Raw genomic sequence first — 23,586 nt, forward strand, 5'->3', positions numbered from 1 at the left:
GGGGCCGCCCCTTAACATGGTTGGGCCTACACGGATGATTAGCTCAGCGGTAGAGCGTTCGCCTTACAAGCGAAGGGTCGGGGGTTCAAATCCCTCATCATCCACCACGATATAGACGACAGAAACGCCACTCCTTAGCGGGTGGCGTTGGTCTTTTGACACCTTATTTGACACCGTAGCTGTACCTATGCAGCCCAGATATGCACAAAAAAAGCCCCCACCCCGCCGCGCTGGCAGAGTGGGGGCTTGCTCGTATGACGTCACTTCTTGGGCGGCGTCGCTGGGATGTCGTTGGTCGGGTCCACCGGTAACCGCTCCAGCACCAGGTCGTCGTTCTGGCGCACCCAGACCCGCAGCACGCCGCCGTACTCCCAGGGGCCACCGGGTACGGGGTAGGCCTGCCGCAGCTGTGGCACCAGTGCGGTGAGGCCCTGGCTGTTGTACCGACTGCGGCCATCCCAGGGCACAGGGTCACTGCCGCCCATCGGCACCAGCAGCACCCGCCCAGGCTGCGGCACTGCTTTAAGCGCCTCATGGATCAGGGTGTGATAGCGCAGCCGATCAGCGTAGCCGTTATACCCACCATTGATGCGCCGGGTGATCTCGCGGAACTTGCCCTGATCGGACAGCGAGTTGAGGCCCCGCGAGGTCCAGTAGGCTGCGGCCAACCGCGCCGCCACATCAGGCCGCGCTGCCAGGTCAGGATTGCCCTCCAGGTCCAGGCCGAGCAGTTGGCCAAATTTGCGGTAGTTGTGCCGCCCAGTGAGCTGGATCCAGCCCCGGCCCCGGTAGCGGTAGCCGTCGCCCGGCTGGGTGTTGCCCAGGTCAGCGCGGCCTTCGTAGCGGCGCTGGGCGCTGGTCGGCCCCCACAGCTCCTCGGCGTAACGAAACCCGCAGCTCTCATGGGCCAGCTGTGCCAGGAATGCCGTGATGCGGGCCGGGGTATTGATGCCTGCGCCAGCAGCGGCAGCAGAAAGCCCGCGAGCGATTTCGGCTGCGCGGGCTTCGGAGAGGCGTGGGTTAATGGTTCGGAGTAGCGTGCTATTTATCACGGCGGCACATCCTTTCGCGGCGTTTTCGCCGCACGGCACGGCGCTTGCCTGCATTGGCCACATCTGCGGAGAGGCGGAGCATCAGGCCGACCAGCACAATCAGCTGATAGGCCGGGGTGTTGGTGTCCAGTTGGCTGGTCATCAGGGCCGACATGCCCAGGCCGATGCCGACCAGCAGCCAGCCGGTCACGGTCATCCACCGCCCGGCGGTCATGTTGCACCACCGCCAGGAGCGAATCTGCGCATTGATGACGATAATGACGCCCAGCACCGTCAGCACGCGCAGGCCGATCAATATCTCGCTGGGCAGCGGGGTGGCCGCGACCTGGGCAATCTGGTGGGCGACGTTATCCCACATCTGTATCGGGTCCATCTGGCACCTCCTGTTTTGCGGGTGGCGTGACATCCAGGCGGCGCACCGCCAGCTGCTCTAGGGCGCGCTCGATGAAGTCCACGCCCAGCATGGTGACGCCCGCACTGATAGCGACGGCTATAGCGGGTGCCAGCTCCCTGAACTCGCTGATGGCCGACCAGATGCCGCTGGCACCAATGCCGGTCCACAACGCCTTGGCGATGAGCCGCATAAGCATGTCACGGGGCGCGAGGGCAGCTCCGCTGCTGATCGCCTTGAGTAGGGTGGCAATGGTGGTGATGATTGCCACGATGGCGAGCATCAGCCAATCTCGCTGATCCTCCATGCGCACCTCCGTTTCTCCCGGCCAAAGGAATCCCCACCGGGCCGGGGCGGTGGGGACAGGAAAAACCCCGCTCAGAGGCGGGGCTGCGGATCTTGCTAGTTCACGTAACCTATCCAGCGCTCCTCAAAGGGCTTGAATCGTGCGTCTCCAGTGGCCTCTCTCAGCGCCTGGAGCAGGTAGATATGGGCTGCATGGTAGCCGACGCCCACATGGGGAGCCTGCCCTTGCCGCCACGAAACCAAGTGGCCCAGGTCATAGCTGGTAAACCCACCCATGTCATAGAGCGGCAGGAGTTTCTCTACGCTGTCCAAATGCCGTTGCAACTCACGGGCGATGGTCAGCCGCCGCACAGGATTTTCAGCCGTCCTGGACAGGTCGTACATCCCCAGCAGACTGAACAGGTAGCCATTGAGCGTATACGCGCTGGGATTGCTGATGTACTCCTGGATGAAGGGCAGGTGGGACCACTCCGGATTCAGGCCACCCAGATCAGTGTAGGGGCCGCCCCGCTCGGCTGGCGTGAGCATGAAATCGTAGGCCCGCTCGGCAGCCCGCAGGTAGCGTTGATCATCCGTCGCCGTATACGCCCGCACCCAGACGCTGATGGCCTGCCCCTGCCCCATACCGCTGACCCAGCCCGGCTGGAACGTCTCCTTGGTCAGGTAGTAGCGCCACGGGTAATCGTAGGTCAGTGCGCCCCGCTCATCCTGCATCAGCAGCAGCCGGTCCGCATGGACCAGAAACAGCCGCAGGTCATCTGGGCTGCTGCTTCGGAGCCAGCGGCCATAGTGACCCAGGCCAAACTGGCTGATGGTGGTTGGGTTATAACGGGGTTTTTCTGGGTCGGCAGTGTATTTGACCATTGCCACGCCCTGATCATCCAGCGTCACCGTAGCAGACTCGCGGGGCCGCACAGTGCTGCCATAGTTGAGGTAATCCCCTACATGGGTATAGCCGCCAGGCGTGGCGTTTCGGACCGGGTTGCGCTTCTGGTCGTGATACTGGGCCTGGGCCTCAGCCACAGTGAGCGTGTTTTGGGCTCCTGCCGTCGAGATTAACAGCAGGGCAGCGAGTACGATATGCTTCTGAGGGTGCCCCAAAAGCGGTACCAGTCGTTTTGCGAAACTCAGCTTACCTCAGCCCGCCTGCAACAGGCGGGCAAATTCGTTCGGAGTCTGTCCATTCAGTGAAGTGTGTGGCCTGACATCGTTGTAGTCCTCACGCCAGCGGCGAAGAATCAGACGGGCCTGATCCAGATTCTGAAACCAGTGGAGGTTCAGGCATTCATCCCGAACACGTCCATTGAAACTTTCGATATAGGCATTCTCCACAGGTTTTCCCGGTCGAATGAAGTGGTGCATGATGTCGCACTTGTGGGTCCAGAGTTCCAGGGCTCTCCCTGTAAATTCTGGGCCATTGTCGGTCGTAATAGCCTGTGGTGCACCACGAAACCGCACCACAGCTTCCAGAGCAGTCACGACATCGTGCCCTGTAATGGACGTTCCAGCCTGCATCACCAGGCACTCCCTGGTAAAGTCATCCACCACGTTCAGCACACGAAACCTCTGACCAGATGCGAGCTGGTCTGTCATAAAATCCAGGCTCCAACGCTGATTGGGAGCAGAAACCACAGGTTTCTGCTGACGCTCCCTAACATTGAGCTTCCTGCGCTCCTTCTTCCGAACGGCTAGCCCTTCGGCACGATAGATGCGGTACACACGCTTATGGTTCACGTTCAAACCTTCTCGGCCCAGCATCAGGTGAAGTCTTCGGTATCCAAAGCGTGGCCGTTCCCGTGCCAGTGCACGTAAACGTTCGACCAGAACCAGATCTTTTACTCTCTCTGGGCTTTTTCTTCTATAGGTCGTGCGCGAGAAGCCCAGGGCCCGACAGACTCGACGTTCACTCACGGCGAAGGTGTCCTTCAGGAAGATCGCTATCTGTTTTTTGAGAGGTGTCCTCGCCTGGGACGTGGTCCCAGGCCCTACCACGTTCGTCCAACCACCTCTTTCAGCATGGCGTTGTCCAGCGAAAGGTCAGCAACCAGCTTTTTGAGACGCTGGTTTTCCGCCTCCAGCTGACGAAATTGACGGGCTTCGTCTTTGGTCATGCCACCGTACTTGGCTTTCCAGCGATAAATCGTCCCTGGCGCGACTCCATGAAGTCGCGCCAAATCGCTTATAGGCGTGCCCGCCTCAAGCTGTCCAAGGATGTCCAGAATATGTGCTTCGGTATACCGTTTGCCGTTCATATGCCTCCCAGTCTGCTGCTGAATTCGCAATCAGACTGGCACCGAAAACAGGGGCAAGGTCACTTCATTTGCCCAGTATAGCTATCCTATTACCCCTGCACTGCCGCAAAATTGTAATCGGTGGCGCGGCCCAGGCGGTTGATTGTGCCGGCCAGGGTGATGTTCCGGGCCACCCGGTTATCGTGCATGATCAGTTTGACTGAGGCATCGGCGGGCGCAGTGAGGGCGATGCCGTTGATGCTGCTGCCATGACCCACGGTGTTGTTGCGGATAATGACCTCTTCAATATGAGCTACCCCTCCAGTACTGCCGATGGTCACGTTGATCCCGCTACTGCCGCCCTCAATGATGTTGTCCTCAATGATGAGTCGCTTGTATTTCATCCCTGCCGTGACCAGGATGCCGATATCAGCGGTCACTTCAGCGCCGCGCCGGATGATATTGCCTCGGATGATCAGGGTATCGCCCTGCTTGACACCAGCCAGCCTCTACCGCCATTCCGACTTGGCCTGCGGGAATACGACATCCTGACCCGCGTGCTTCAGGGCGCAGGGGAGGGTAGCGTAACTCTCAGCGCCCTGGCGGAGTGGGAAGGCAAGGGGCTGGTCAAGCTGCTTCAGGTGGCAGGCCCCGGCCTCCTCCTGCATCTGCCCGGTGCGGACGTAGAGACGCCAGATTGGCGCAAGGCTGTCCCAGCGTCGCGTGTCGTTATGAAGTGGCCCCGCGCCGCCGTCCTGAATGCCCTCGAAGGACTCAGCCTGGTGGCCGAGCGCACCATGAACAGCCGGGTGACCCTGGTTCCGGGCAAGGAAAAGCTGGAATTCTTCGTGGAGAGCGATCAAGGTTCGGCCAGCGGAGTGGTGGTTCTGCCTGAGCAAGTCAAGAGCCGTGACAAGGAAGTCCTGGGTCAGCCGTTGAGCATCAATGGCCAGTATCTGGCAGAGGCGGTGCGGAGTGCGCCCGCTGAAGACCTGGAGGTCAGCCTCTGTAACCGGCACAAACCGCTGGCGCTTCGCTGCGGACCTTACAGCGCTCTCGTAACGGTGCTGAGGAACTGAGATGCAGGACATCTACCAGACCCTGGGTAACGACGCCGATCTGGGCAGAGACCCGCAGCGCTACGCTGCCGCCCTCAGCGACATGCTTGCCGGGAAGAGAATCAAAGGAGCGGACGCCCGCGTGGTGACCCTGGCCCTGCTGAGCAGCGCCCTGGAGTTTCAGCCCTGGTCGCGCCGGTACTGCGATGGGCGCTGCACCTACGCGCCCTCGATGCACAACGGGGCCACTCAGCGCCTGCTTCACCTGGGGGTTGAGGTTCATCCCGACCCTGTATTGCAGTCGGTCTGGGCCACTGATAGTCACTTCGGCTTAGAAGGTTACGCCCAGCAGCAGTTGGAAGGGCAGAGGGGAGAGCCGCTGCTGCTGGAGCTGCTGGACTCGGCCATTGATGGCTTGGGCTGCCACGAGGAGCAGCGCCATGCAGAGGTAAAAGAGACGCGGCTGAGGATGCGGGAGATGTTATTGAGAACGGCAGTAGTCTGCATTGATTGGTGGGTGGTGGCGACTGTGTAGCGCGCTCGGCAATCCATTGGGTCAATGTCAATTTATGCCGTTATCAATAGCTTAGCTAAAGGCAGCTGACAAACTGAACAGGCCAAAGCGGTACGTCAACTTCTGCGGGAAGCGGGGCAGCCCGTGAGCGCAGAACAGGTAACCAAGTCCTTTAGGGGCGTGCGCCTTGACCGCATCGAAGAACTGCTAGAAATGCTGCTGGACATGGGCCAAGCACGGCAAACGGAGGATTTGCGGCGGTACACGGCGTAAATCTTTGCCCGATGAATTTTGAATCTCAGCCCTGGGAAGAAGTTCAGTGCTAACCCATCCAAGAATATTTCAGTACGGTAGCGACTGCTGGAGCTGTACCAGCAGCTTGCGCCGACGCTGGAAAGCCAGACTGGGAAGAAGAGGCGAAGAAGTTAGGGTTTGCGAACCAACTGAATACGCCGTTTAGAGCCTAGCAAGATTGTGGGCGAGTACGGCTAAGACGACGCGGAGCTTAAGTGAACCCAGGGTTTTGGTTTGGGCAGAGCGGATTTGAGCTTCCACAAGCGCAGAGAAGACTGTTTCAATACGTTTGCGGATTTTGGGATGGCGAGAATCTCGCCATCCCGTGTCATATCTGGTGTTCTTCTTGGGCGGATACACGTAGCCCAGACAGCAATACCCCTTATCGCCAATGATGGTTGGGCCTTCAAACTCTGGCCATCTGAGATTCAGCTCATAGCTGACCGTAACGTCATGGAGGTTGGCAGGTCGGATGACGTACTGAACGATTTGTCCACCTGGTGTGACCCAGGCGTGCAGCTTATATCCGAAGAACTCGCCCTGAGTTCCAAATCCCCATTTCGCGCCTGGGAACTGACAAAGGTGCGTGCGTTTGGGACGGCAAATGGGGAGGGGCATTGAATCAACTACGACTTCAGTGCAGGGCTGAGCTGGGCTTGCAACATGCTCTAGGAGTGGCAACAGTTTGATGCCCCTGGTGTAGGCCTGAGTGTAGGAAGGAAGACCGGGACGGTCTTCCTTGAGGATGTTCCACCAGATGGAAGGAAATGGATGCTTGAAGACGAGACGGGAGAGCAGCAGAGCAACCAGCATGGCATCTGTGACCTTCTGGTGCGGGCAGATTTTCTGGTCGCTGAAATGCTTCTTAGCCCAGAAATAGAGGTGGCGAATGACGTGCCGACGTCCTAGACTATGGTGGAGACGATATTTAGCCATGTCGTCTCTATTTTTATGTGTCTGAGACGCACTTCACCAGGGGGCGGTCAGGCCCTAAACGGCGTTGCTCGGTGAAAAGGAATTAGCCCTCTATATCGCAAAAAAAGCCAGGGGTCTTTAAGCCTGGAAGAGCTTCTCAGCTTGTACGAGCAAGTGCGTAAAGACCATCCCCATCTCAGCCTATCCAGCTTCGCCCGCGAAGCTGATATCCCTGTCTGGCGGCTTCGTGATGCCCGTCAGCAGGAAAAGCACCGTGTCGAACGTGAGAAACGGAGATGTGCAAGGCAGGAACGTATTCGGGAGATGGCTTTGCATTACCCGACCTGTGGTTACAGGCGCATCCACCATCTTCTTCGACAGGAAGCTAAAAAAGACAGGACAAACCTGTCCAGGACGACATGAAGTACGTCTGACGTTGGTTGAACTTCAACTTAGCCCTCCTGCAGCTAAGAAGGCAAGACGACGGGTGCCTGGTGTCGTGCCGGCCACTTTGTGGCCTATGGGTAGACGGGTTCAAATCGATGCCACTCGCTTTGCTTTACGAGATGGGATTTCCTGGGCATATATCGTTCTGGACGTGGAAACTCGAGCTGTGCTGAATGTCTACGTGGTGCGCTCGTTATCGGCCAGCAGCGCGGTCACCGCGCTGCGAGGAGGAGTTGAGAAACTGAAGAAACTGGGAATCGAGGAATCGCTGGTCGTGATGTCGGATGGTGGCTCGGACTTCACGTCCCACGAGTTCAAAGCGGCCTGTGAGGAGGTAGGTACCTGGGTCAGGGCGAAGGTATCGCAGCTGGGTGGAATGTGCATCCTGGAGCGGGTCAACCGCACTTTGAAGTACGAGTTCATTTTCAGGGAGGAACCGCAGACGAAAGCGGAACTCAGCGCGTTATGCGCTGAATTCCGCACCTGGTACAACATCGTTCGGCCTCATTCAGCCTTGGGGTATGGCTATCCCTGGGCTAAACTGCTGGAAGTGGCCGAGTCTCTTAAAGCCGCTTGAAGGATTTTCTGGAGCACTACCGGGATATCCTAAAAAAGGCGCTGGGGTACTTCGCCAGGCAGATTTAACCTTCCAATTCATCCATGACCACCAAGGAGAGTTTCCTATTGCCCTGATGTGCCGTGTGTTGGAGGTCAGTGTCAGCGGCTATTACGCCTGGCGGACGAGACCACAGAGTAGACGTAGCCTAGAGGATGAGGTACTGACCGAGAAAATCAAGTATTTTCACGAGCGAAGCCACCGAACCTACGGCACGATTCGCCTGAAAGAAGATTTGGCAGGAGAAGGATTTCAAGTCAGTCGGCACCGTATTGGACGGCTGATGCGCGAAGCGAACCTTGAGGTTCGCTATAAGAAACCGACTCGCAAAACCACGAACTCAAACCACGCTCACCCTGTGGCAGAAAACTTGTTGGACAGGGATTTTACGGCGACCGCGCCCAACCAAAAATGGGTGACAGATATCACCTATATCCCCTGCACAGATGGCTGGCTCTACCTGGCTACCGTGATGGACTTGTTCTCTAGACGGATTGTGGGCTGGGCTATGGAAAGTCACCTTGAGGCCACCTTGGTCATGAGCGCCCTGAATATGGCATTTGAGAGCCGTGGGCCTGTGGGTGGCGTGCTGCATCACTCAGATAGAGGGAGCCAGTATGCCAGTGAGGCTTACCGTCAGGCATTAGAGCGGCTGGGAGCCGTGCAGCGTATGAGTAGGAAAGGGGACTGCTGGGATAACGCTGTACAGGAAAGCTTTTTCAGCACTTTGAAGCTGGAATTGGACTTGAGAAAAGCGCGGGGAACCCGCGCCCAGACGAAAACAGAGGTGTTCGAGTGGATTGAAGTGTTCTACAACCGTATACGTCGTCATTCAGCCCTTGGCTATCAGTCACCAGTGGCCTTCGAAGAAGCCTTTTACGCTCGAACTGAACTTCTATCAAACCCTTGACAGTCCAAAGATCAAATTCAGCCAAGCTGAAGGAGCCAGCCCCAGTGCACTGAGTCGCTTCTTCAACGTCTATGACTGGGATTCAGACCGTTGCTGGGACGAAATGCAGGACATCCAGTGGCGCATTTTGTTGGACGTAGCTCACTCCAAACGCCGACCTCGGTTGCGGCTCAGTGTGGATCTGACCACGTTGGAAAAGGTGGGGACCCAGTTGCCCTTTGTCAGTGTGTACAACGGTAGACATGGCATCCACCTGGTCGCCTTGTTTGCCGAGTATGGGGAACTGAAGTTCCCCATTTCCTACCGGGTGTACCAGGGCAAGCACACCAGCACGCCCGTCACTCTGGCGCTCGACCTACTGGAAGAGGTGCCGGACTTCATCAAGAAACGTTTCCGGGTACGTGTCCTAGCGGACAGCGGCTTTGAAGCCGCTGTTTTTCTGGAAGGCGTGCGGCACCTCGATTTCGAGTTCGTGGTGGGTGTGAGGAGCAACCGGCGCACGGACCATCCTGGGCGGGTGACGGTGGCGGACTGTCCGCATGGAGGCTATGTCAACTTGGCCAACTGGTCTCTGGAAACGCTGTCTCTGGGGAGAGTAGACCGTGGGGACCGTGAATTCTTCGCGGTGTCGTCTGAACTGTTGGAGGGGGACGAGATCGTTGCTGAGGGTGGGCGGCGCTGGACATTGGAATCCTTTTTCAAGGAAGGTAAGCACCAGTTTGGGTTGGCGCAGTTCGCGCTGCGAACTGCCAGGGGTGCTGGACCGCTGGATTCTGATGGTCTTCCTGGCCTTCACCCTGACCATACTGCATCGCTCAGAAGGGATGACCTTGAAAGAGGCAGCACGCCTGGCCCTGTATACCCTGTTCCCAGAGATTAGGCTGAACCACCTTCTCAACCTGATCCAAAAAGAACGAGAATTTCTTCTCCAGCACGGCTATTCGCTCAGCTATGCAAGGTGCAACTTATGAGTTTTACGCTCGAACTGACCTTCTATCAAACCCTTGACAGTCCAAATGTCGAGGCGAAATTCCTTGAGGTGCGCAGCGATGAACGCGAACCTCAGAGATTTTCTTTGGCAAAGAAGGCTGCTGCTTTTTTTAGGATTTCACGCTCCTGACGCAGAATCTCGTTCTCTTTCCGCAGCCTCTGAATTTCCTGCTCCTGTGGGGTCAGGGTCACCCGACCCTGACCTGGAAATGCGGCTGTCCCAGCCTTCTGAGCTTGGACTCTCCAGCGGTAGAGTACAGAGGTGCTGATTCCGAGGTCACGTGCAGCCCGGATTGGGCCGACATCCTCGCGTGCAGCGAGTTCGATGGCCTGACGCTTGAATTCGGCGGTGTAGGTCTTTCTGGTGGTCATGGTCTTGCCTCCTATGGTGAGGCTTAACTGCACCGACTCAAAACTGCACTAACCCCAAGTGGCCATCGTGCTGAGCCTGGTTGACTTGTCGGAAATGAAGCTCTTTCAGCGTTTTGCGTATTTGACCGAGGATTCGGCGGACGGCAGTTCCAGCGCCCGACTGGAATTCTGGCGGCTCACCCTCCGCGCTCCAGAATCGTTTTCCAGTCTGCTGTTTGGAAACGGGGTGGGGATGTGGCCGCTGGACATCTACGGCCAACCAGAAGGCTATCCGCACAACATCTTTATTGAGTTCTACTACGAACATGGCCTGATCGGACTCCTCGCGCTCGGCTGGATGGTCGCCATGCTTCTGGGCAGCCGTAACACGGTAGTCAAGTACCTGGCGCTGTATTTTCTGGCCTTTTTACAGTTGAGCGGTGGGCTGGAGAGTATGCGGTGGTTCATGCTGTTTTTCGCGCTGGCTATTCATGACCGGGGAGAGGTGTGAGGGGCTTGGCACAGTGGCCCGTCGCCCTGGCGCTGATGGGATTGGCGACTGTTGGGGCGGCGTGGATCGCCTCGTGCCTTCCAGATCAGGTCAGGGGAGGACACCAGGTGGCCGAGGTGGGTGTCAGTCCAGCGCCTTGTCTCCAGGTCACGCCGCTGCCAGAGTCGCGCAATCCGCCTACCGAAATCAGCCCCGGCGTTTGGCGGCTGATCCGCACCAGCGGGGTGCAATTCATGTCCTGTCAGGCGGGTACGCTCAGCCTGATGGCCGCCCCTGACCTGCATCAGCCGCAGCCTGGCCCAAGCTGGCTCAGCATCTGGCAGGGCAGGCAGCTGCTCCGGGCTGTCGCGGTCGAAGGCGGCCCACAGCGGGTCAGCGTGGAGGTGACGCGCGGCCCGGTCTACCTGACGCTGGACAACGACTCGGCCTACAAGGTGACGTCGGCCCGCCGAGTGTACCTGAGCGAGTTTGCCGTGTTTGGGCCGTGACGCCAGAGCCTGCGGAGCGGCCAATTGCCTGCTCAGGCCCGTGCTAGCCTGACTCCAATTATGTTTGACACCCTCGGACACAAGTTGCAAGACATCCTCGCCAAGGTGGGCGGTCAGGACAAGCTGAGCGAAGATCAGGTGAAAGCGACCATGCGCGAAATCCGCATGGCCTTGCTGGAAGCGGACGTGAACTTCTCGGTGGCGAAGGACTTTGTGGCCTCAGTCAGCGAGCAGCTGGTAGGCCAGAAAGTCGGCGGAGTCAGCGGTGAACTGGACGCTGGGCAGACCATCATCAAGCTGGTGCATGACGAACTGGTCAACATGCTGGGCGCGGACAAGGCAGAGCCGACCTTGCAAGCGGGCCGCAACGTGTGGTTCATGGTGGGCCTTCAGGGAGCCGGTAAGACGACCAGCACCGGCAAGCTGGCACACCTCTACAAAAAGCAGGGCAAGAAAATTCTGCTGGTGGCTGCCGACACCCAGCGCCCCGCTGCCCGTGACCAGTTGGAAATCCTGGCGCGGCAGGTGGGTGTGCCGGTCCTGAAAGTGGAAGACGGCGAAGCCCCGGCGACCACCAAGGCCCGCATTGACGCGCAGCTGGCCGACAAGCCTGCCGATCTGGTGATCGTGGATACCGCTGGCCGCTTGCAGGTGGACGCTGCGCTGATGAACGAGCTGGCCGCTCTCAAAAACGAACTGGAACCCACCGAAACCATGCTGGTGGTGGACGCCATGACGGGTCAGGAAGCCCTGAACGTGGCCCAGAACTTCGACGAGCGCGTGCGTGTCACGGGCCTGATCATGACCAAGCTGGACGGAGATGCCCGGGGCGGCGCAGCCCTGAGTGCCCGCAGCGTCACGGGCCGCCCGATTTACTTTGCGGGAGTCAGCGAGAAAATCACCGGCCTGGAGCCGTTCTACCCGGACCGCATCGCCGGGCGCATTCTGGGTATGGGCGACGTGATGGGCCTGATCGAGCGTGCCGAAGCCGCCCAGCTGAGCGGCCCCACCGACAAGCAGCCCGGCGAGTTTGACCTGGACGACCTGCTCAGCCAGCTGCGCCAGATTCGCCGCATGGGTCCGATTGGCGAACTGATCAAGCTGATCCCCGGGATGAGCCGCGCCCTGCCCGAAGGCTTTACGGTGGACGAGCAACAGGTTCAGCGCATTGACGCCATGATCAGTGCCATGACGCTGGAGGAGCGCCGCAACCCCCGCGTGATCAACGCCAGCCGCCGCGAGCGCATCGCCAAAGGCTCAGGGCACGACGTGTCCGACGTGAACAAGCTGCTCAAGATGCACGAGCAGATGAAGATGATGATGAAGATGTTGCAGGGCATGCAGGGCGGCAATATGCCGAGCATGCCAGGAATGCCTGGGATGGGGATGCCCGGTATGCCGCAGCGCAAGGGCTTCCGCAGCCCGCCCAAGAAATAATCTCGGAAAACCGGTGAGGCCCTGATGCGGGCCTCTTTTTTTAGTTTTAGGTCTGCTGCTGGTGCCTGTTGAGGCGGAACTCCAAGCCACTGCGGACCGCAGGCCACTCACTGGCCACGATGGAATATACGCAGGTGTCGCGCAGGGTGCCGTCTTTGGCGCGGGTGTGTGACCGCAAGATGCCGTCCAGCCGTGCTCCCAGACGCTCTATGGCGGCGCGGGACTGGGCGTTCAGCCAGTGGGTGCGCAGTTCCACGGCGGGGCAGCCCAACTCTTCGAAGGCATGGGTCAGCAGGAGCAGCTTGGATTCGGCGTTGGTACCGGAGCCGTGCGAACTGGCCGCGTTCCAGGTGCTGCCGATCTCTACACGGGGCAGGGCTTGGTCAATGTTCATGAGGCTGGTCATCCCGATGATGCGGTCATCCTTCAGTCGGCGTGCCGTGAAGGGAACCATCTGTCCCGTCTCTTGAAAGTGCAGTCGCCGCTCAATCTCGGCGGCCATGCCAGAGGGTTCGGGCACGCTGGTGTACCACAGCTGCCACAGTTCGCCGTCCTGAGCTGCGGCAACCAGGCCGTCATGATGCTCTGGTTGGAGGGGTTCCAGATGGACGAGGCTCCCACTGAGGGTGACGGGCTGAACTTTCATTTATCCACCAGCAAGGCTTCGATGCCCAGGCGGTAGCCCAGCGGCCCGAAGCCACTGATTTTGCCCCGGCAGACCGGCGCAGTCACGCTGATGTGGCGGAACTCCTCACGGGCGTCCACGTTGCTCAGGTGCACTTCGACCACCGGCAGATGTTGTCCTGCTATAGCGTCCCTTAGCGCATAGGAATAGTGGGTCAGCGCCCCCGGATTGATGACGACGCCGCCGAAGCCCTCGGCTGCGGCCCCCTGCACCCAGTCAATCAGCTGGCCTTCGTAGTTGCTCTGGCGGCAGGTGGCCTCGCTGCCCATCTCGGCGGCCCAGGCCTGGCAGCGGCGCTCCAAGTCGGCCAGTGTAGCTGTGCCGTACACGCCGGGTTCACGCCTGCCCAGCAGATTGAGGTTGGGGCCGTTCAGGATCAGGATCATCTGGCCCCATTCTATGGATCTAGGCTGGCTCCGAGTTAAATGTCGCGCTGCCACTGCCGAAAAACATCGTCCAGCAGGGCGCGGTCTACCCGGGTGAGGTACGGTTGGCCCAGTTCATGCAGGAGCACCCAGCGCGGCCCCTGCGTATCGGCTTTCTTGTCGCGGTTGATGATCGGCCACAGCGCCTCCAGGCTCAAGCGGGGCAGCGGTTCGGGGTTCTGCCAGTTCAGAAAGGCGTGGGTATGCCCACTCAGGTTTTTGGCTCCATGCGCCTCACTCAGTAGGGCCGCGAAGTGCATTCCATAGCCCACCGCTTCACCATGTGGCAGCCGCTGGTGGGTGAACGTTTCCAGCGCGTGTGCTAGGGTGTGCCCCAGGTTGAGAAAGGCGCGCTCGCTCTGTTCGGTAGGGTCGCGCGCCACGATGTCAGCCTTGACCTGCACGGCCCGGCGCACCACCTCCGGTAACCGCTGTGAAAACTGGGTCAGACCTGCCCCGCTACGCTGCGAGGGCAGAACTTCGTCCAGCAGCTCAGGAGCAGCCAGCAGGCCATGCTTGAAGACCTCGGCAGCACCAGAGCGGAAGTCGCGCACTGGCAGGGTGTCCAGCGTATCGGTGTCACACCAGACAGCCTCGGCAGGCCAGAAGGCCCCAACCAGATTCTTGCCCTCGGGTAGGTTGACGCCGGTTTTGCCGCCCACTGCCGCGTCTACCATGCTCAGCAGGGTGGTTGGAGCGGCGAAGTAGCGCACCCCACGCAAATAGGTGGCCGCCACGAAGCCGGCCACATCGGTGGTCGCGCCACCCCCCAGGCCCATGATCGCCCCACTCCGCGGCAGGCCCGCTTCTGCGAGAGCTGAGAGCAGCCGGGTCACTTCCTGCATGCTCTTACCTGCCTCCCCTGAGCGCACGGGCAGGACGAGGCTTGGCTGGAGGGCTTGCCGGGCACGTTCGACCCACTCGTCTGGCAAGCGGCGGTCGTGTAAAAGCGCTACCGGGCCCGCCGCCTGTGCTTGAGCCAGTGCGCCTGGCCCCACCCAGATTCGGCTCTCAGGTCCTGGGGGCGCCGACCAGGGAACGGTCAGGTCAGGATGGCAAGTGGAAGGGTCAGTCGGTGCCATGCCTCAGATTCGCATATGCGTCGAGATTCAATTCCAAATCGTCCTGCTGCGCCATTCGGACTTCCCAGCGCCACAGCTGCTCAATCACTTCTTCTACCACCTCTTCGGAATGGCGGCCATCGCTATGCACGTGAATGGTACCGTGCTGGTAGTGCGGGCGACGCTCACTCATCAGGTGACGGATGCGTGACAGCGGATCAGCCGTCTGCAGCAAAGGACGGTCCGAGTGCTTGGTCCGCTGGTAGACGGTTTCGGGGGTGGCCCACAGCACGACCACTGGGCCACGCTCCAGCAACTGGCGCCGGTTGTCCTCCTGAATAAAGGTGCCGCCGCCCAGGCTGACGACCGCGTGGTCCAGCCGGGTGATGCGGCTCACCACCTCATGCTCGCAAGCACGGAAATAATCCTCACCGTCTTCCTCAAATAGCTGTGGAATGGGCTTGCCAGTAATCTTGGCAATCAATTTGTCGGTATCCACATAGTGTAGGGCCAGGGCGCGGGCCAGCTCCCAGCCCACCCGGCTCTTGCCTGTTCCCATAAAGCCCGCCAGTGCCACCCAGGTGACCGGGCGTTCAATCAGGCCAGAGCTATTCATAACCCTAAGTCTATGCCATGCGCTGCTGGGGGCCGTAATGTATTTCGCTTTGGTCTAGGGCCAGCTCACATCTTCAGCGAACGCCGTGGCTCAGCGCCGACGGGTCATCTGCCATAGAAAAAAAGCGTTCATCAGCGCCAGCACCAGGGCCAGACCACCCAGCACCGGGTCATTTTTCACCGTAAAAAAACGGATCGCCAGTCCACCCCAGGCAATGATAAGAAAAGTGACCAGCCAAATGCGCCAAGAAGGTGCGTACATGGGGCCATTCTAGAGGTCATCCGGAACATGGGTGTGAGGTCCAAGCCAGTCTATGGCTCCTCGCTCTCCTGCGGAGCTGTGCCCGTCCGCTCGCCACAACCCGCGGAGGTACGCCCACCTCCACGGTTTTCCGAGGCAGCCTCTAGGGCATGGGGGCGGGCCGATCTGGAATAGGGCAGTCGCAGTTACTGATTTGTGCTTAAGTTGATAACATGAAGTGTGACGCTTTCTGCTTGGCGACCCGCTCGTCTCTCCCGCACTCAACAGGAAGAGCGCCGTCTGGCTGCTCAGCCCCTCCTGAATGATCCCGACTGGTCCACTCGAGATCTGGCCCGACATTTCGGTGTGGCTGAGGTGACTGTTCGTGCCTGGCGTGCCCGTATACGCCACGGTGGTGAGGAAGCGCTTCGCGCTTCCCGTGCCACTGGCCGCCCGGAGTTCCTCACCCCTGACCAGCAGAAGGAAATTCAGGACATTCTTGAGAGCGATCCCCGACTGCATGGCTTCGAGACCAGTGGCTGGACTGTCCCCAAGGTCCGTCAAGTGATCGGTCTGAAGTATGGGGTCTGGATCGACCGTGCCCATCTTTCCAGGAAGCTCAGACGTTGGGGATTCTCGTATCAGCGGCCCGCGTTGCGGGCCGTAGAGCGTAACGAAGAGGATATTGCAGCTTGGGTCCGTCTCCAGAAGGAGGCGTTGGAAAAAAAAGAGGGCTGAGGGAGCGACAATCATTTTTCTGGATGAGAGCGGGTTCAGCCTGAAGACGACAAGGGTTCGCGCGTGGGGACGACGAGGCGAAACACCGATTATCCCGACAAAACTGCGTTGGGCACATCTTTCTGTGATTGGTGCTATCACCACAAGCGGGCAGTTTTTGCAGCACACCTGTCAGGGTGCAGTACGGTCCCCACAAGTCGTGAAGTTCCTGGATCACGTCCTACGTCACGTCGCTGGAGAGGTGGTGGTCATCCTTGACCGGGCCATGATTCACCGGTCGAAAGCAGTGCAGGCGTTCGTGCAGCTGCACGAACACCTGTCCCTGGTCTATCTCCCACCCTATGCGCCAGAATTGAATCCCATCGAACTGATCTGGGCGGACCTCAAACGGAATATCGTAGGCAACTTCTGTGCGCTGACGACAGAAATGCTGACGAAGCGGTTGAAAGTGGGATGGCAGCGTGTCCGGCGCAAATCTTTGCCACTCGCCTTCATCCGAGGCACGCCCTTCACCGCCTCGCTAGTAACTTCAGCACAGATCAGTAGTTGGCAGAGTTGGAAGGGGGTGAAGCCAGAGTGTTGACCCAGTCCAGCGCTGCAGCAATGTTAAGTGTGCCCGCGCCGCAAGATTTACGGGGATCGGAATCACAGCCCCGGCCTGACCAGGGGGTGGCTGTCCAGACCAGAATTTCGCGCAATTCGGCGGGGGTGAGTTCGGGGCGTAGACCCAGCAGCAGACTGGCCGCGCCACTCACTTGCGGTGCCGCAAACGAGGTGCCGTTCTGGCGGTGGGTGTGGAGCAGGGTAGGCAGACCACGCGCGTCCAGTGCAGTACTGGCTGCCAGCCCTTGCTGCGGACTGCCGCTGGGGGCAGCCAGGGCCACGGCGCTGCCCCAGTTGGCATAGTCGGGACGCTGGCCCCGGTGGGTTCCCGTCACCGTCAGCACGCCTTCGCAGCCTGCTGGGGAAAGCCGTCCAGCGTCGCGGTCTTCGTTGCCTGCCCCCACAACGACCAGCGCTCCGGCGGCAGTCACGTCATTCACGGCGGCAGCAATGCGCGGATCACATCCGGTATCCGGCAGCCAGTCGGCAAACAGCGACACGTTGATGATGCGGGCGGGGAAAAAGTTGCGCGTTGTTCCTTCTACCGGCAGTCCGGCCGCCCAGCGCAGGCCGTCCGCCAGGTCGTCCACCTGAATCATACCCTCCTGGTCAGCCACCCGCACTGCCAGGATGCGTGCCGAGGGGTTGATTCCGGCCATGCCTACGCCATCATGCGAAGCGCCGATGATTCCGGCGATCATTTCGCTGTGAAAAGCGAACTGCCCCACTCCCAGCGCGCTGCGGTCCCGCCCTTTGCCGTCCCCGGCGCGCCTGGGGTCACTGACAAAGTCGTAGCCGTTGATGATCCGGCCACGCAATTCGGGTGAGCGGGTGTACCCAGTATCCAGCACCGCGACCGTCACCGGTGACGCCAGGCGGCCCTGCTGTTGCCAGGCACGGGTCATGCCGGTGTCCTGCAAATAGGTTTGCTGGCTGAGCAGGGGTTCGTTGGGCCAGTAGGGCGCAGCCTGGGCAGGCGGATGGCCCAGCATCAGAAGCGCAGCAGTGGTCAGAGCGGCAGTGGCGATGGCTTTCACGCTCCGCAGTATGCCGCTCGGACCTGACGGCCCTCTGAGGCGCAGTCGGCGGGCTATTTATCCGGCGGGCCGGGGTTGCCCCTCGCTGGACCGTGCCGGGTCCATCCGGCGGGTGGTCCATTAAACTGAGAGTGTATGAACCTTCCCAAGACCCTGTTCAAAATGGCCCTGCCCTTCTTGGAGCGGGCCATCACGGCGGCAGATGACCTGGTGAGCGATTATCTGCAACCCCGCCGCGCCAAGGGACAACTGGTGGTGCAGTCCTACGTGGGCTGGGGCAACCCTGAGCAGCAGGAGTTGCAGGGCCGCGTCCTGTTGCCGCGTGTGACCACCCCCCCCCGTGTAGGCGATGCCCGCTGGCGCAATTTTCTGAATGTCATGCGGCGGCTGTTCTCGCGTGAAGTGGGTGGGGTAGAGGTCGCGGGTCAGTTTCAGGGGCAAGAAGTTCGGGGAATTACCGGGCCAGACGGTTATTTTAGCCTGCAGTTTCAGCCGCGCTCCCAGGTTCTGCCCGGCTGGTATGAGGTGCCGCTGCGCCTGATGGGCCGCCCCGAAGTGACGCGGGCGCGGATGCAGGTGGTGGGTCAGACCGCTTTTGGCATCATCAGTGATTTGGACGACACCGTGATTCAGTCGGACGTGACCAGCGTACCGCGGATGCTGATGACCAGCCTGACCGGCAATGCCCGCACCCGAATGCCCTTTCCGGGGGTGGGGGCCTTCTATCACGGGCTGGTGCAGCAAGGCGGGGGCCGCAATCCGATCTTTTATGTGTCCAGCAGTCCCTGGAATTTCTTCGATCTTCTCTGGCAGTTCCTGAGTTACCGCCAAATCCCGCTGGGGCCGCTGTTTCTGCGGAACTGGGGATTCGATCTGCTGGGCGGCCACGGTGACTACAAGCATGGTGTCATCGAGCGTATTTTTGCCCGTTACCCTGATATGAAATTTGTGCTGGTCGGGGACAGCGGCGAACATGACCCTCAGATTTATGCTGAAGTCGTTCACCGTCACCCGGACCGGGTGCTGGCGGTGTACATCCGCGACGTGACGGACGCCGTGGCGGATGAAGCCGTGCTGCACCTACGCGAAGAGGTTCGCAAGGCGGGTGTGGAGTTGGTGCTGGCCGCCGACAGTCTGTACGCCGCCAGTCATGCCATGGCCATGGGCCTGATTACCCCTGAGCAGATGCGCCGGGTCCAGCGGGCCGTGGCGCGGGATTATGGCTGGGCCTGATCACGGAGAGTCAGCTTCCAAGAAAAAGGCAGCCCTCCTGATGAGTGGCTGCCTTTTTCTGGTGGATGAGAAGAGGCTCAGCCCCCCTGCTGGCCTTCGGAGCGGCGACGGCGGCTGCGGCGACGGCGCTTGTCACCTTCACCCTGACCCTGGCCCTGTGGCTGTCCTGGTCCTGAACGTCCCCGGCCTCCTGGGCCACCCTGCGCCTGACGGCCCCGGTTGCCACCGGAATGCTGGCCACGGGAGTAGCCACCGCGGTCTGGGCGGCCACCATCCTGCGGACCATGGCCTTCTTCGGGCATGTTTTCTACAGTCCAGTCTCCGAAGTACATGCGCTGCACGGTGATATTCACCGGGCGCAGGTGCTCATTGCGGGGACGTTCCAGGGTGATCACCCGGCGGCGGCCACCCCCGTTGCCTGCGCGTCCGCCTCCTTGCTGTCCCCCGTCACGGCGGCGGGACTGCTGGCGTCCGTCGTTGCTGCGGCTGCCTTCGGCACGGGTATCCCGGCCCTCACTGCGGGCGGGGCGGCGGCCCTGATTCTGATGACGCTGGCTGCCAGTGCTGCCTTCGTCATCCAGGGTGAAGCGGGGCTGGGTGGGCTGAACGTTCGATAGTTTTTGCTGACGCTCCTGCTCGCGGTCCTCGCGGCGACGCGCGCGGACTTTCTGGCCGGACGCCTGGGTTTTGTTGCCGGATGGCTGTTGATCACTCATCACGATCTCCTCTAATTCGGTGCCTTCTTCGGGCACGGTGAAATCAATCTGACGGGCCAGCGGCTTGACCTCGTTGATGGTCACGGGCACACTGTCGCCCAGCTTGAAGGTCCGCCCGTTGCTGCGGCCCTTGAGCATCTGAGCGTCTTCCAGATAGATGTAATAGTCGTCGTCCAGATTGCTGATGTGCAGTTTGCCTTCGACGCCGTTTTCCAGTGCCACGAACAGGCCGCTGGCGACGACGCCCGACACGCTGCCCATAAAGCTCAGGCACTCGTGTGCCTGGGCCCACTTGGCCTGGTAGTACTTGGTCAGGTCGCGCTCGGCCTCGGCGGCGTTGCGCTCGCGGTCGGAGGTGTGCTCTCCCATCGTGGGCAGCACAGAACGCAGCTGGTCTACCTCGCGGCTGCCCGTTCGGAGTTCGCCGGCCAGCACTTCGCGCAGCACCCGGTGCACCATCAGGTCCGGGTAACGGCGAATGGGTGACGTGAAGTGCAGGTACTCGTCGAACGCCAGACCGAAGTGGCCTAGGTTTTCGCCGGCATACTTGGCCTGCTGCATGGACCGCAGCAGCAGCGAATTCACCACACTCTCGCGGGGCGTGCCACGCACCTGCTTGAGCACATCCTGATAGGCCTGCGGGGTCGGTTCGCCGCCCGGAAAGGCCAGCCCCAACCGTCCGATGGCCTGCGACACGTCCTGAAAGCGTTGCAGGGTCGGCTCCTCGTGAATACGGAACAGGGTGGGAATCCGGCGTTCCAGCAGGAAGCGGGCCACCACTTTGTTGGCCAGCAGCATCAGGTCCTCGATCATGCCGCGCGCCGTTTCCTCGCGCAGCGGGATCAGTTCCATGCGGCCTTCCGCGTCCACATCTACCTTGACCTCACGCATCTTAAAGTCCAGGCTGCCCTCGCGCAGTCGCTTCTGACGCAGTTTGGTGGTGAATTTGAGCAGCAGGTGGAGGTCGCCCTCCAGATGACGGGCGTGTTCTGGCAGGGGAGAGGTGGCTTCACTGTAAGCCTGCACCTCGTCGTAAGTGAGCCGCGCCTTGGAGTGAATCACACTGGGGCCGATCTCCACACTCAGAATCTCGGCGTCGGCAGACAGTTCCACCAGGGCGCTCATGGTCAGGCGGTCTTCAAGGGGCACCAGGCTACACACCCCGTTGCTAAGGTGCTCAGGCAGCATCGGCAGCACGCGGCCTGGCAGATACACGCTGGTGGCGCGGGCATAGGCTTCCTGGTCCAGCGGGCTGCCGGCCTTCACGTAGTGGCTCACGTCCGCAATGTGAATGCCCACCATAAAGGTGCCGCGTTCCGTCGGCGCAATGTGAATGGCATCGTCGAAGTCCTTGGCGTCGCGTCCGTCCACCGTGAAGGTGTTCAGCTCGCGCAGGTCCAGGCGGCCCCGCAGGGCCGAGTCCGGAATCTCGCGGGGAATCCGCTCGGCTTCGCTGACCACTTCGGGTGGGAACTCGCCGCGCAGGCCGTATTTGACCATCACCGCTTCGGTTTCGGTTTCGGGATCGTCTTCCTCGCCCAGCACCCGGCTGACTTGACCGAACACTTCGTCTTCGCCGGTGTCTTCGGGCCAGTAGAGGTCCACGACCACGCGGGCCCCGGCGCTCAGTCCTTCCATCTCCTCGGCCAGCAGCAAGATGCGGTGGCGTGCCCGGAAGTCGTCGGGCTTGAGGATCGGGTAGCCGTGGCTGAATTCCAGCGTACCGACCAGCTGCGCGTAGTTGCGCTCCACGATGCGGACCACGCTGGCCTGCGGATTGCCGTCAAAGCGGCTGCCGCGCCGCCCGCTGTTGCTGCCGCGGGAGCCGTGACCCTCGGGACGCACGAGTACGGTGTCGCCGTTCCAGGCTTCCATGGTGTCTTCGGGAGACACGTAGTAGTCCTCGCGGCCACTGTCCGGCACGACAAAGCCGAAGCCAGCGGCAGACGCTTGGAAGCGGCCCCGGACCAAGTTCATCGCTTCGGGGAGGCCGTAGGTCTTCTTGCGGGTGCGGATCACCATTCCGGCGCGGGTCAGGTCTTCTAGGGACCCTTCAATATCGCGCCAGTTGCCGACCAGATCGGCTTTCTGGCGGGTAAAGCTCTTTTCGAGATCCTTGACGTGAATAGGCCGTCCGATGGACCGCAGCTGACGAAGCAGCAGGTCCTGTACTGGATCTTCGGGCACCGTTTCAGGTGTGGTGGCGGTGGCGGTAGCCTGCGGCGCGGGCGGCAGGTCTGGCAGCAGGGCGGCCAGCACATCCGTTTCGCTGATTTCTGGCAGATCGCCGAGTTGCGCGGTTGGTGCGCTGCCTGGCTCCAGCGGTTCCACTGGCTCCACGCCGCTCAGTCGGCCCAGGTCGGCTTCTAGGTTCTCGTCCTGGCGGCTGCGGGATTTGCTGCCAGCTTTCTTGCCTTTGGATTTGGAACGCTGCAGCACCAGCGGCTCGTCACTGATGGTTTCGGCAGTCTTCTTGCGGCTACGGCGGGAACGCTGGGTCGTGCTGGCGACAGGTTCAGGGCTGACTTCAGCTCCTGGGGCCAGGCCTTCCTCCGTCTGGGAAGCTCCGGCCTGCACTTCAGCGTGCTGATCAGGTTCCAGGCCAGGCACGACCGTCTGCGGCAGCGTTACGGGTGCTTCCCCTTCGGGTTCGGACACGGCAACGGCAGTCTCAGCCTGCTCGGTCGTGGTGTCTGCCTTACGGCCCCGGCGTGAACGCTTGGTGCGGCTGGTCTGAGTTGCTGATGCTGCCGTGTCCGTATCGGCCTGTTCGCCCACCGCGTCGGCGGCTGGCTCGGAGCGTTTGGTCGTGCGGCGGGTGGTCCGCTTAGGCTTGGCGGCAGGAAGTTGCTCTTCCAAAGTGGCCTGAGCTTCATCAGAGGGGATCGCCTCGGCGTTCGGTGTTTCTGACAAAGCAGGCACGGCAGCAGCTTCAGTTTGCTCCGATGCAGCCTGATCAGTCGCGGTGGCAGACACCTCGTCGCTCAAAGCAGCCTCTGCCTCGCTGGTTGCTTCAGTCTGGGAAGCAGCTTTACGCCCCCGCGTGCTCTTGCGGTTCTTGGAGGTTGCCTTGGGCACCTGGGTGCTCGACTCTGCCGGTTGCTCTGCCTTGTCCTCGGTGACCTGGGTCTGATTTCCTGTTTTGCGCTTGGGTGCGGCTTTCTTCCGGCTGGCTTTTGGAGCCGTGCTTTCTGGCTGCGCAGTCACCTCGGCCGACGTGGCGAGGTCGCTAGACAGCGAGTCACTGACCATTTCCGATTGTGAATCCGCCGCAGCAGTCTTGGTTTTTGGAGCTGCCGCCTTGGTGGCCTTGGCGTTTTCGGGGATTGCTCCTTTGGCTTTCCGCTTAGGAACGCTATCGGTAGCACCACCCTCGGACTCGGCCACAGGCGGTTTCGCCTTGCGCGTGGTCCGTGGGGTGCGGGCTTTTTGTGGTTTTGTTTCCGTGCCGGTCACTTCTTCGGGTTGCTTTTCCGAAGGGGCTGCGGCCTTGGCTTTGGTTTTTGGCATGAAGCACCTGTCAGGATGTTGGGCGAACTTGAATGTGGTGACTTTCCTGAAGCGGCAGGGGCGTGGGCTGGGCCATCATCTCAACAAACTGCTACGGTTTGGGCCACAGAAGAATTGCGTCACGTCACTCCTGGTGGGTTATGCGGCCTTGCGGTTGGGGCAGTGATGATGCCCGCCTGGGCAGGCCGCCTCCCAGGCGGTCAGGAAAGTT

The 23,586-nt window shown here is 60.7% G+C and carries 24 protein-coding genes, 1 tRNA gene and 2 pseudogenes; 12 read left to right on the forward strand and 15 right to left on the reverse strand.

Translation table 11 applies throughout. The features are described 5' to 3' along the window. Positions 1–32: 32 nt before the first annotated feature. A tRNA-Val gene (locus tag LMT64_RS03380) sits at positions 33–107 on the forward strand. A 153-nt stretch (positions 108–260) separates the two neighbouring features. On the opposite strand, the gene LMT64_RS03385 is transcribed toward LMT64_RS03380, so the two are convergent. From LMT64_RS03385 to LMT64_RS03410, 6 genes and pseudogenes are all read right to left on the reverse strand, one after another. Further along, complete coding sequence (locus tag LMT64_RS03385) at positions 261–1,052, reverse strand: glycoside hydrolase family 19 protein (protein WP_229253357.1); 792 nt, start codon at positions 1,050–1,052, stop codon at positions 261–263. Beyond that, complete coding sequence (locus LMT64_RS03390; protein ID WP_126352764.1) at positions 1,042–1,425, reverse strand: hypothetical protein; 384 nt, start codon at positions 1,423–1,425, stop codon at positions 1,042–1,044. Before LMT64_RS03390 ends, LMT64_RS03385 begins: the two co-directional genes overlap by 11 nt. After that, positions 1,400–1,750 (reverse strand): hypothetical protein, encoded by a 351-nt coding sequence (locus LMT64_RS03395; protein ID WP_126352763.1) that lies wholly within the window; start codon positions 1,748–1,750, stop codon positions 1,400–1,402. The genes LMT64_RS03390 and LMT64_RS03395 overlap by 26 nt, the downstream gene beginning before the upstream one ends. A gap of 95 nt (positions 1,751–1,845) precedes the next feature. Continuing rightward, on the reverse strand, positions 1,846–2,772 hold the full coding sequence (locus tag LMT64_RS03400; RefSeq protein WP_126352762.1) for a D-glucuronyl C5-epimerase family protein: 927 nt from the start codon (positions 2,770–2,772) through the stop codon (positions 1,846–1,848). 114 nt (positions 2,773–2,886) lie between these two features. After that, positions 2,887–4,001: pseudogene (locus LMT64_RS03405) on the reverse strand (IS3 family transposase). A gap of 89 nt (positions 4,002–4,090) precedes the next feature. Next, on the reverse strand, positions 4,091–4,420 hold the full coding sequence (locus LMT64_RS03410) for a hypothetical protein (protein WP_126353702.1): 330 nt from the start codon (positions 4,418–4,420) through the stop codon (positions 4,091–4,093). Between the two features lie 117 nt (positions 4,421–4,537). On the opposite strand from LMT64_RS03410, the gene LMT64_RS03415 reads away from it, so the two are divergent. The 3 genes from LMT64_RS03415 to LMT64_RS14180 all read left to right on the forward strand — a co-directional run bounded on the left by LMT64_RS03415 (position 4,538) and on the right by LMT64_RS14180 (position 5,825). Continuing rightward, positions 4,538–5,059, forward strand: a complete 522-nt coding sequence (locus LMT64_RS03415) for a hypothetical protein (RefSeq protein WP_126353700.1) — start codon at positions 4,538–4,540, stop codon at positions 5,057–5,059. 1 nt (position 5,060) lies between these two features. Beyond that, a complete protein-coding gene (locus LMT64_RS03420; protein ID WP_126353698.1) occupies positions 5,061–5,573 on the forward strand; it encodes a hypothetical protein in 513 nt (170 codons plus the stop codon). A gap of 123 nt (positions 5,574–5,696) precedes the next feature. Continuing rightward, a complete protein-coding gene (locus LMT64_RS14180) occupies positions 5,697–5,825 on the forward strand; it encodes a hypothetical protein (RefSeq protein ID WP_267869773.1) in 129 nt (42 codons plus the stop codon). 183 nt (positions 5,826–6,008) lie between these two features. On the opposite strand, the gene LMT64_RS03425 is transcribed toward LMT64_RS14180, so the two are convergent. Further along, on the reverse strand, positions 6,009–6,782 hold the full coding sequence (locus LMT64_RS03425; RefSeq protein WP_229253358.1) for an IS982 family transposase: 774 nt from the start codon (positions 6,780–6,782) through the stop codon (positions 6,009–6,011). A gap of 577 nt (positions 6,783–7,359) precedes the next feature. Here LMT64_RS03425 and LMT64_RS03430 point away from each other — a divergent pair. The 3 genes and pseudogenes from LMT64_RS03430 (at position 7,360) to LMT64_RS03440 (ending at position 9,705) form a co-directional block, all read left to right on the forward strand. Beyond that, the gene (locus LMT64_RS03430) at positions 7,360–7,785 is read left to right on the forward strand and encodes an integrase core domain-containing protein (RefSeq protein WP_407647842.1); all 426 of its coding nucleotides are present in this window, start codon (positions 7,360–7,362) and stop codon (positions 7,783–7,785) included. Then, positions 7,730–8,734 (forward strand): IS3 family transposase, encoded by a 1,005-nt coding sequence (locus LMT64_RS03435; protein ID WP_229253360.1) that lies wholly within the window; start codon positions 7,730–7,732, stop codon positions 8,732–8,734. The genes LMT64_RS03430 and LMT64_RS03435 overlap by 56 nt, the downstream gene beginning before the upstream one ends. Further along, positions 8,625–9,705, forward strand: a pseudogene (locus LMT64_RS03440) (transposase). Before LMT64_RS03435 ends, LMT64_RS03440 begins: the two are co-directional and overlap by 110 nt. Before the next feature lie 91 nt (positions 9,706–9,796). On the opposite strand, the gene LMT64_RS03445 reads toward LMT64_RS03440, so the two are convergent. Next, a complete protein-coding gene (locus LMT64_RS03445; RefSeq protein ID WP_126353602.1) occupies positions 9,797–10,096 on the reverse strand; it encodes a transposase in 300 nt (99 codons plus the stop codon). A gap of 94 nt (positions 10,097–10,190) precedes the next feature. On the opposite strand from LMT64_RS03445, the gene LMT64_RS03450 reads away from it, so the two are divergent. Genes LMT64_RS03450 through ffh form a run of 3 tightly spaced genes read left to right on the forward strand, consistent with a single transcriptional unit; the run spans position 10,191 to position 12,511 of the window. Then, a complete protein-coding gene (locus tag LMT64_RS03450; RefSeq protein WP_126353600.1) occupies positions 10,191–10,586 on the forward strand; it encodes a hypothetical protein in 396 nt (131 codons plus the stop codon). Between the two features lie 5 nt (positions 10,587–10,591). Further along, positions 10,592–11,074, forward strand: a complete 483-nt coding sequence (locus LMT64_RS03455; RefSeq protein ID WP_126353598.1) for a hypothetical protein — start codon at positions 10,592–10,594, stop codon at positions 11,072–11,074. Positions 11,075–11,134: 60 nt separating this feature from the next. Continuing rightward, complete coding sequence (gene ffh / locus LMT64_RS03460; RefSeq protein ID WP_126353594.1) at positions 11,135–12,511, forward strand: signal recognition particle protein; 1,377 nt, start codon at positions 11,135–11,137, stop codon at positions 12,509–12,511. A 46-nt stretch (positions 12,512–12,557) separates the two neighbouring features. On the opposite strand, the gene LMT64_RS03465 is transcribed toward ffh, so the two are convergent. The 5 genes from LMT64_RS03465 to LMT64_RS03485 all read right to left on the reverse strand — a co-directional run bounded on the left by LMT64_RS03465 (position 12,558) and on the right by LMT64_RS03485 (position 15,559). Continuing rightward, positions 12,558–13,157 (reverse strand): GNAT family N-acetyltransferase, encoded by a 600-nt coding sequence (locus tag LMT64_RS03465; protein ID WP_126353592.1) that lies wholly within the window; start codon positions 13,155–13,157, stop codon positions 12,558–12,560. Continuing rightward, positions 13,154–13,582, reverse strand: coding sequence for a type II 3-dehydroquinate dehydratase (gene aroQ, locus LMT64_RS03470; protein WP_126353590.1), 429 nt, complete (start codon positions 13,580–13,582; stop codon positions 13,154–13,156). The genes LMT64_RS03465 and aroQ overlap by 4 nt, the downstream gene beginning before the upstream one ends. A 35-nt stretch (positions 13,583–13,617) precedes the next feature. Next, on the reverse strand, positions 13,618–14,703 hold the full coding sequence (gene aroB / locus LMT64_RS03475; protein ID WP_126353588.1) for a 3-dehydroquinate synthase: 1,086 nt from the start codon (positions 14,701–14,703) through the stop codon (positions 13,618–13,620). After that, the gene (locus LMT64_RS03480; protein ID WP_126353587.1) at positions 14,690–15,298 is read right to left on the reverse strand and encodes a shikimate kinase; all 609 of its coding nucleotides are present in this window, start codon (positions 15,296–15,298) and stop codon (positions 14,690–14,692) included. The genes aroB and LMT64_RS03480 overlap by 14 nt, the downstream gene beginning before the upstream one ends. 90 nt (positions 15,299–15,388) lie before the next feature. Further along, positions 15,389–15,559 (reverse strand): hypothetical protein, encoded by a 171-nt coding sequence (locus LMT64_RS03485; protein ID WP_170166066.1) that lies wholly within the window; start codon positions 15,557–15,559, stop codon positions 15,389–15,391. Between the two features lie 219 nt (positions 15,560–15,778). Here LMT64_RS03485 and LMT64_RS03490 point away from each other — a divergent pair. Next, positions 15,779–16,859, forward strand: a protein-coding gene (locus LMT64_RS03490; protein WP_407647843.1) for an IS630 family transposase whose coding sequence is annotated in 2 segments (ribosomal slippage) — positions 15,779–16,270 and positions 16,272–16,859 — 1,080 coding nt in all. Because the reading frame shifts where the segments join, the coding sequence is not laid out codon by codon here. On the opposite strand, the gene LMT64_RS03495 is transcribed toward LMT64_RS03490, so the two are convergent. Continuing rightward, the gene (locus LMT64_RS03495; RefSeq protein WP_229253361.1) at positions 16,816–17,916 is read right to left on the reverse strand and encodes a S8 family serine peptidase; all 1,101 of its coding nucleotides are present in this window, start codon (positions 17,914–17,916) and stop codon (positions 16,816–16,818) included. The genes LMT64_RS03490 and LMT64_RS03495 overlap by 44 nt on opposite strands. A 135-nt stretch (positions 17,917–18,051) precedes the next feature. On the opposite strand from LMT64_RS03495, the gene LMT64_RS03500 reads away from it, so the two are divergent. Continuing rightward, complete coding sequence (locus LMT64_RS03500; RefSeq protein ID WP_126352221.1) at positions 18,052–19,149, forward strand: App1 family protein; 1,098 nt, start codon at positions 18,052–18,054, stop codon at positions 19,147–19,149. Positions 19,150–19,226: 77 nt separating this feature from the next. Here LMT64_RS03500 and rnr read toward each other — a convergent pair whose 3' ends face one another. Further along, a complete protein-coding gene (gene rnr, locus LMT64_RS03505; RefSeq protein ID WP_229253362.1) occupies positions 19,227–23,375 on the reverse strand; it encodes a ribonuclease R in 4,149 nt (1,382 codons plus the stop codon). Positions 23,376–23,586 lie beyond the last annotated feature (211 nt).

It is taken from the genome of Deinococcus radiophilus (assembly GCF_020889625.1).
In the GTDB taxonomy this organism is placed as follows: Bacteria; Deinococcota; Deinococci; order Deinococcales; family Deinococcaceae; genus Deinococcus; species Deinococcus radiophilus.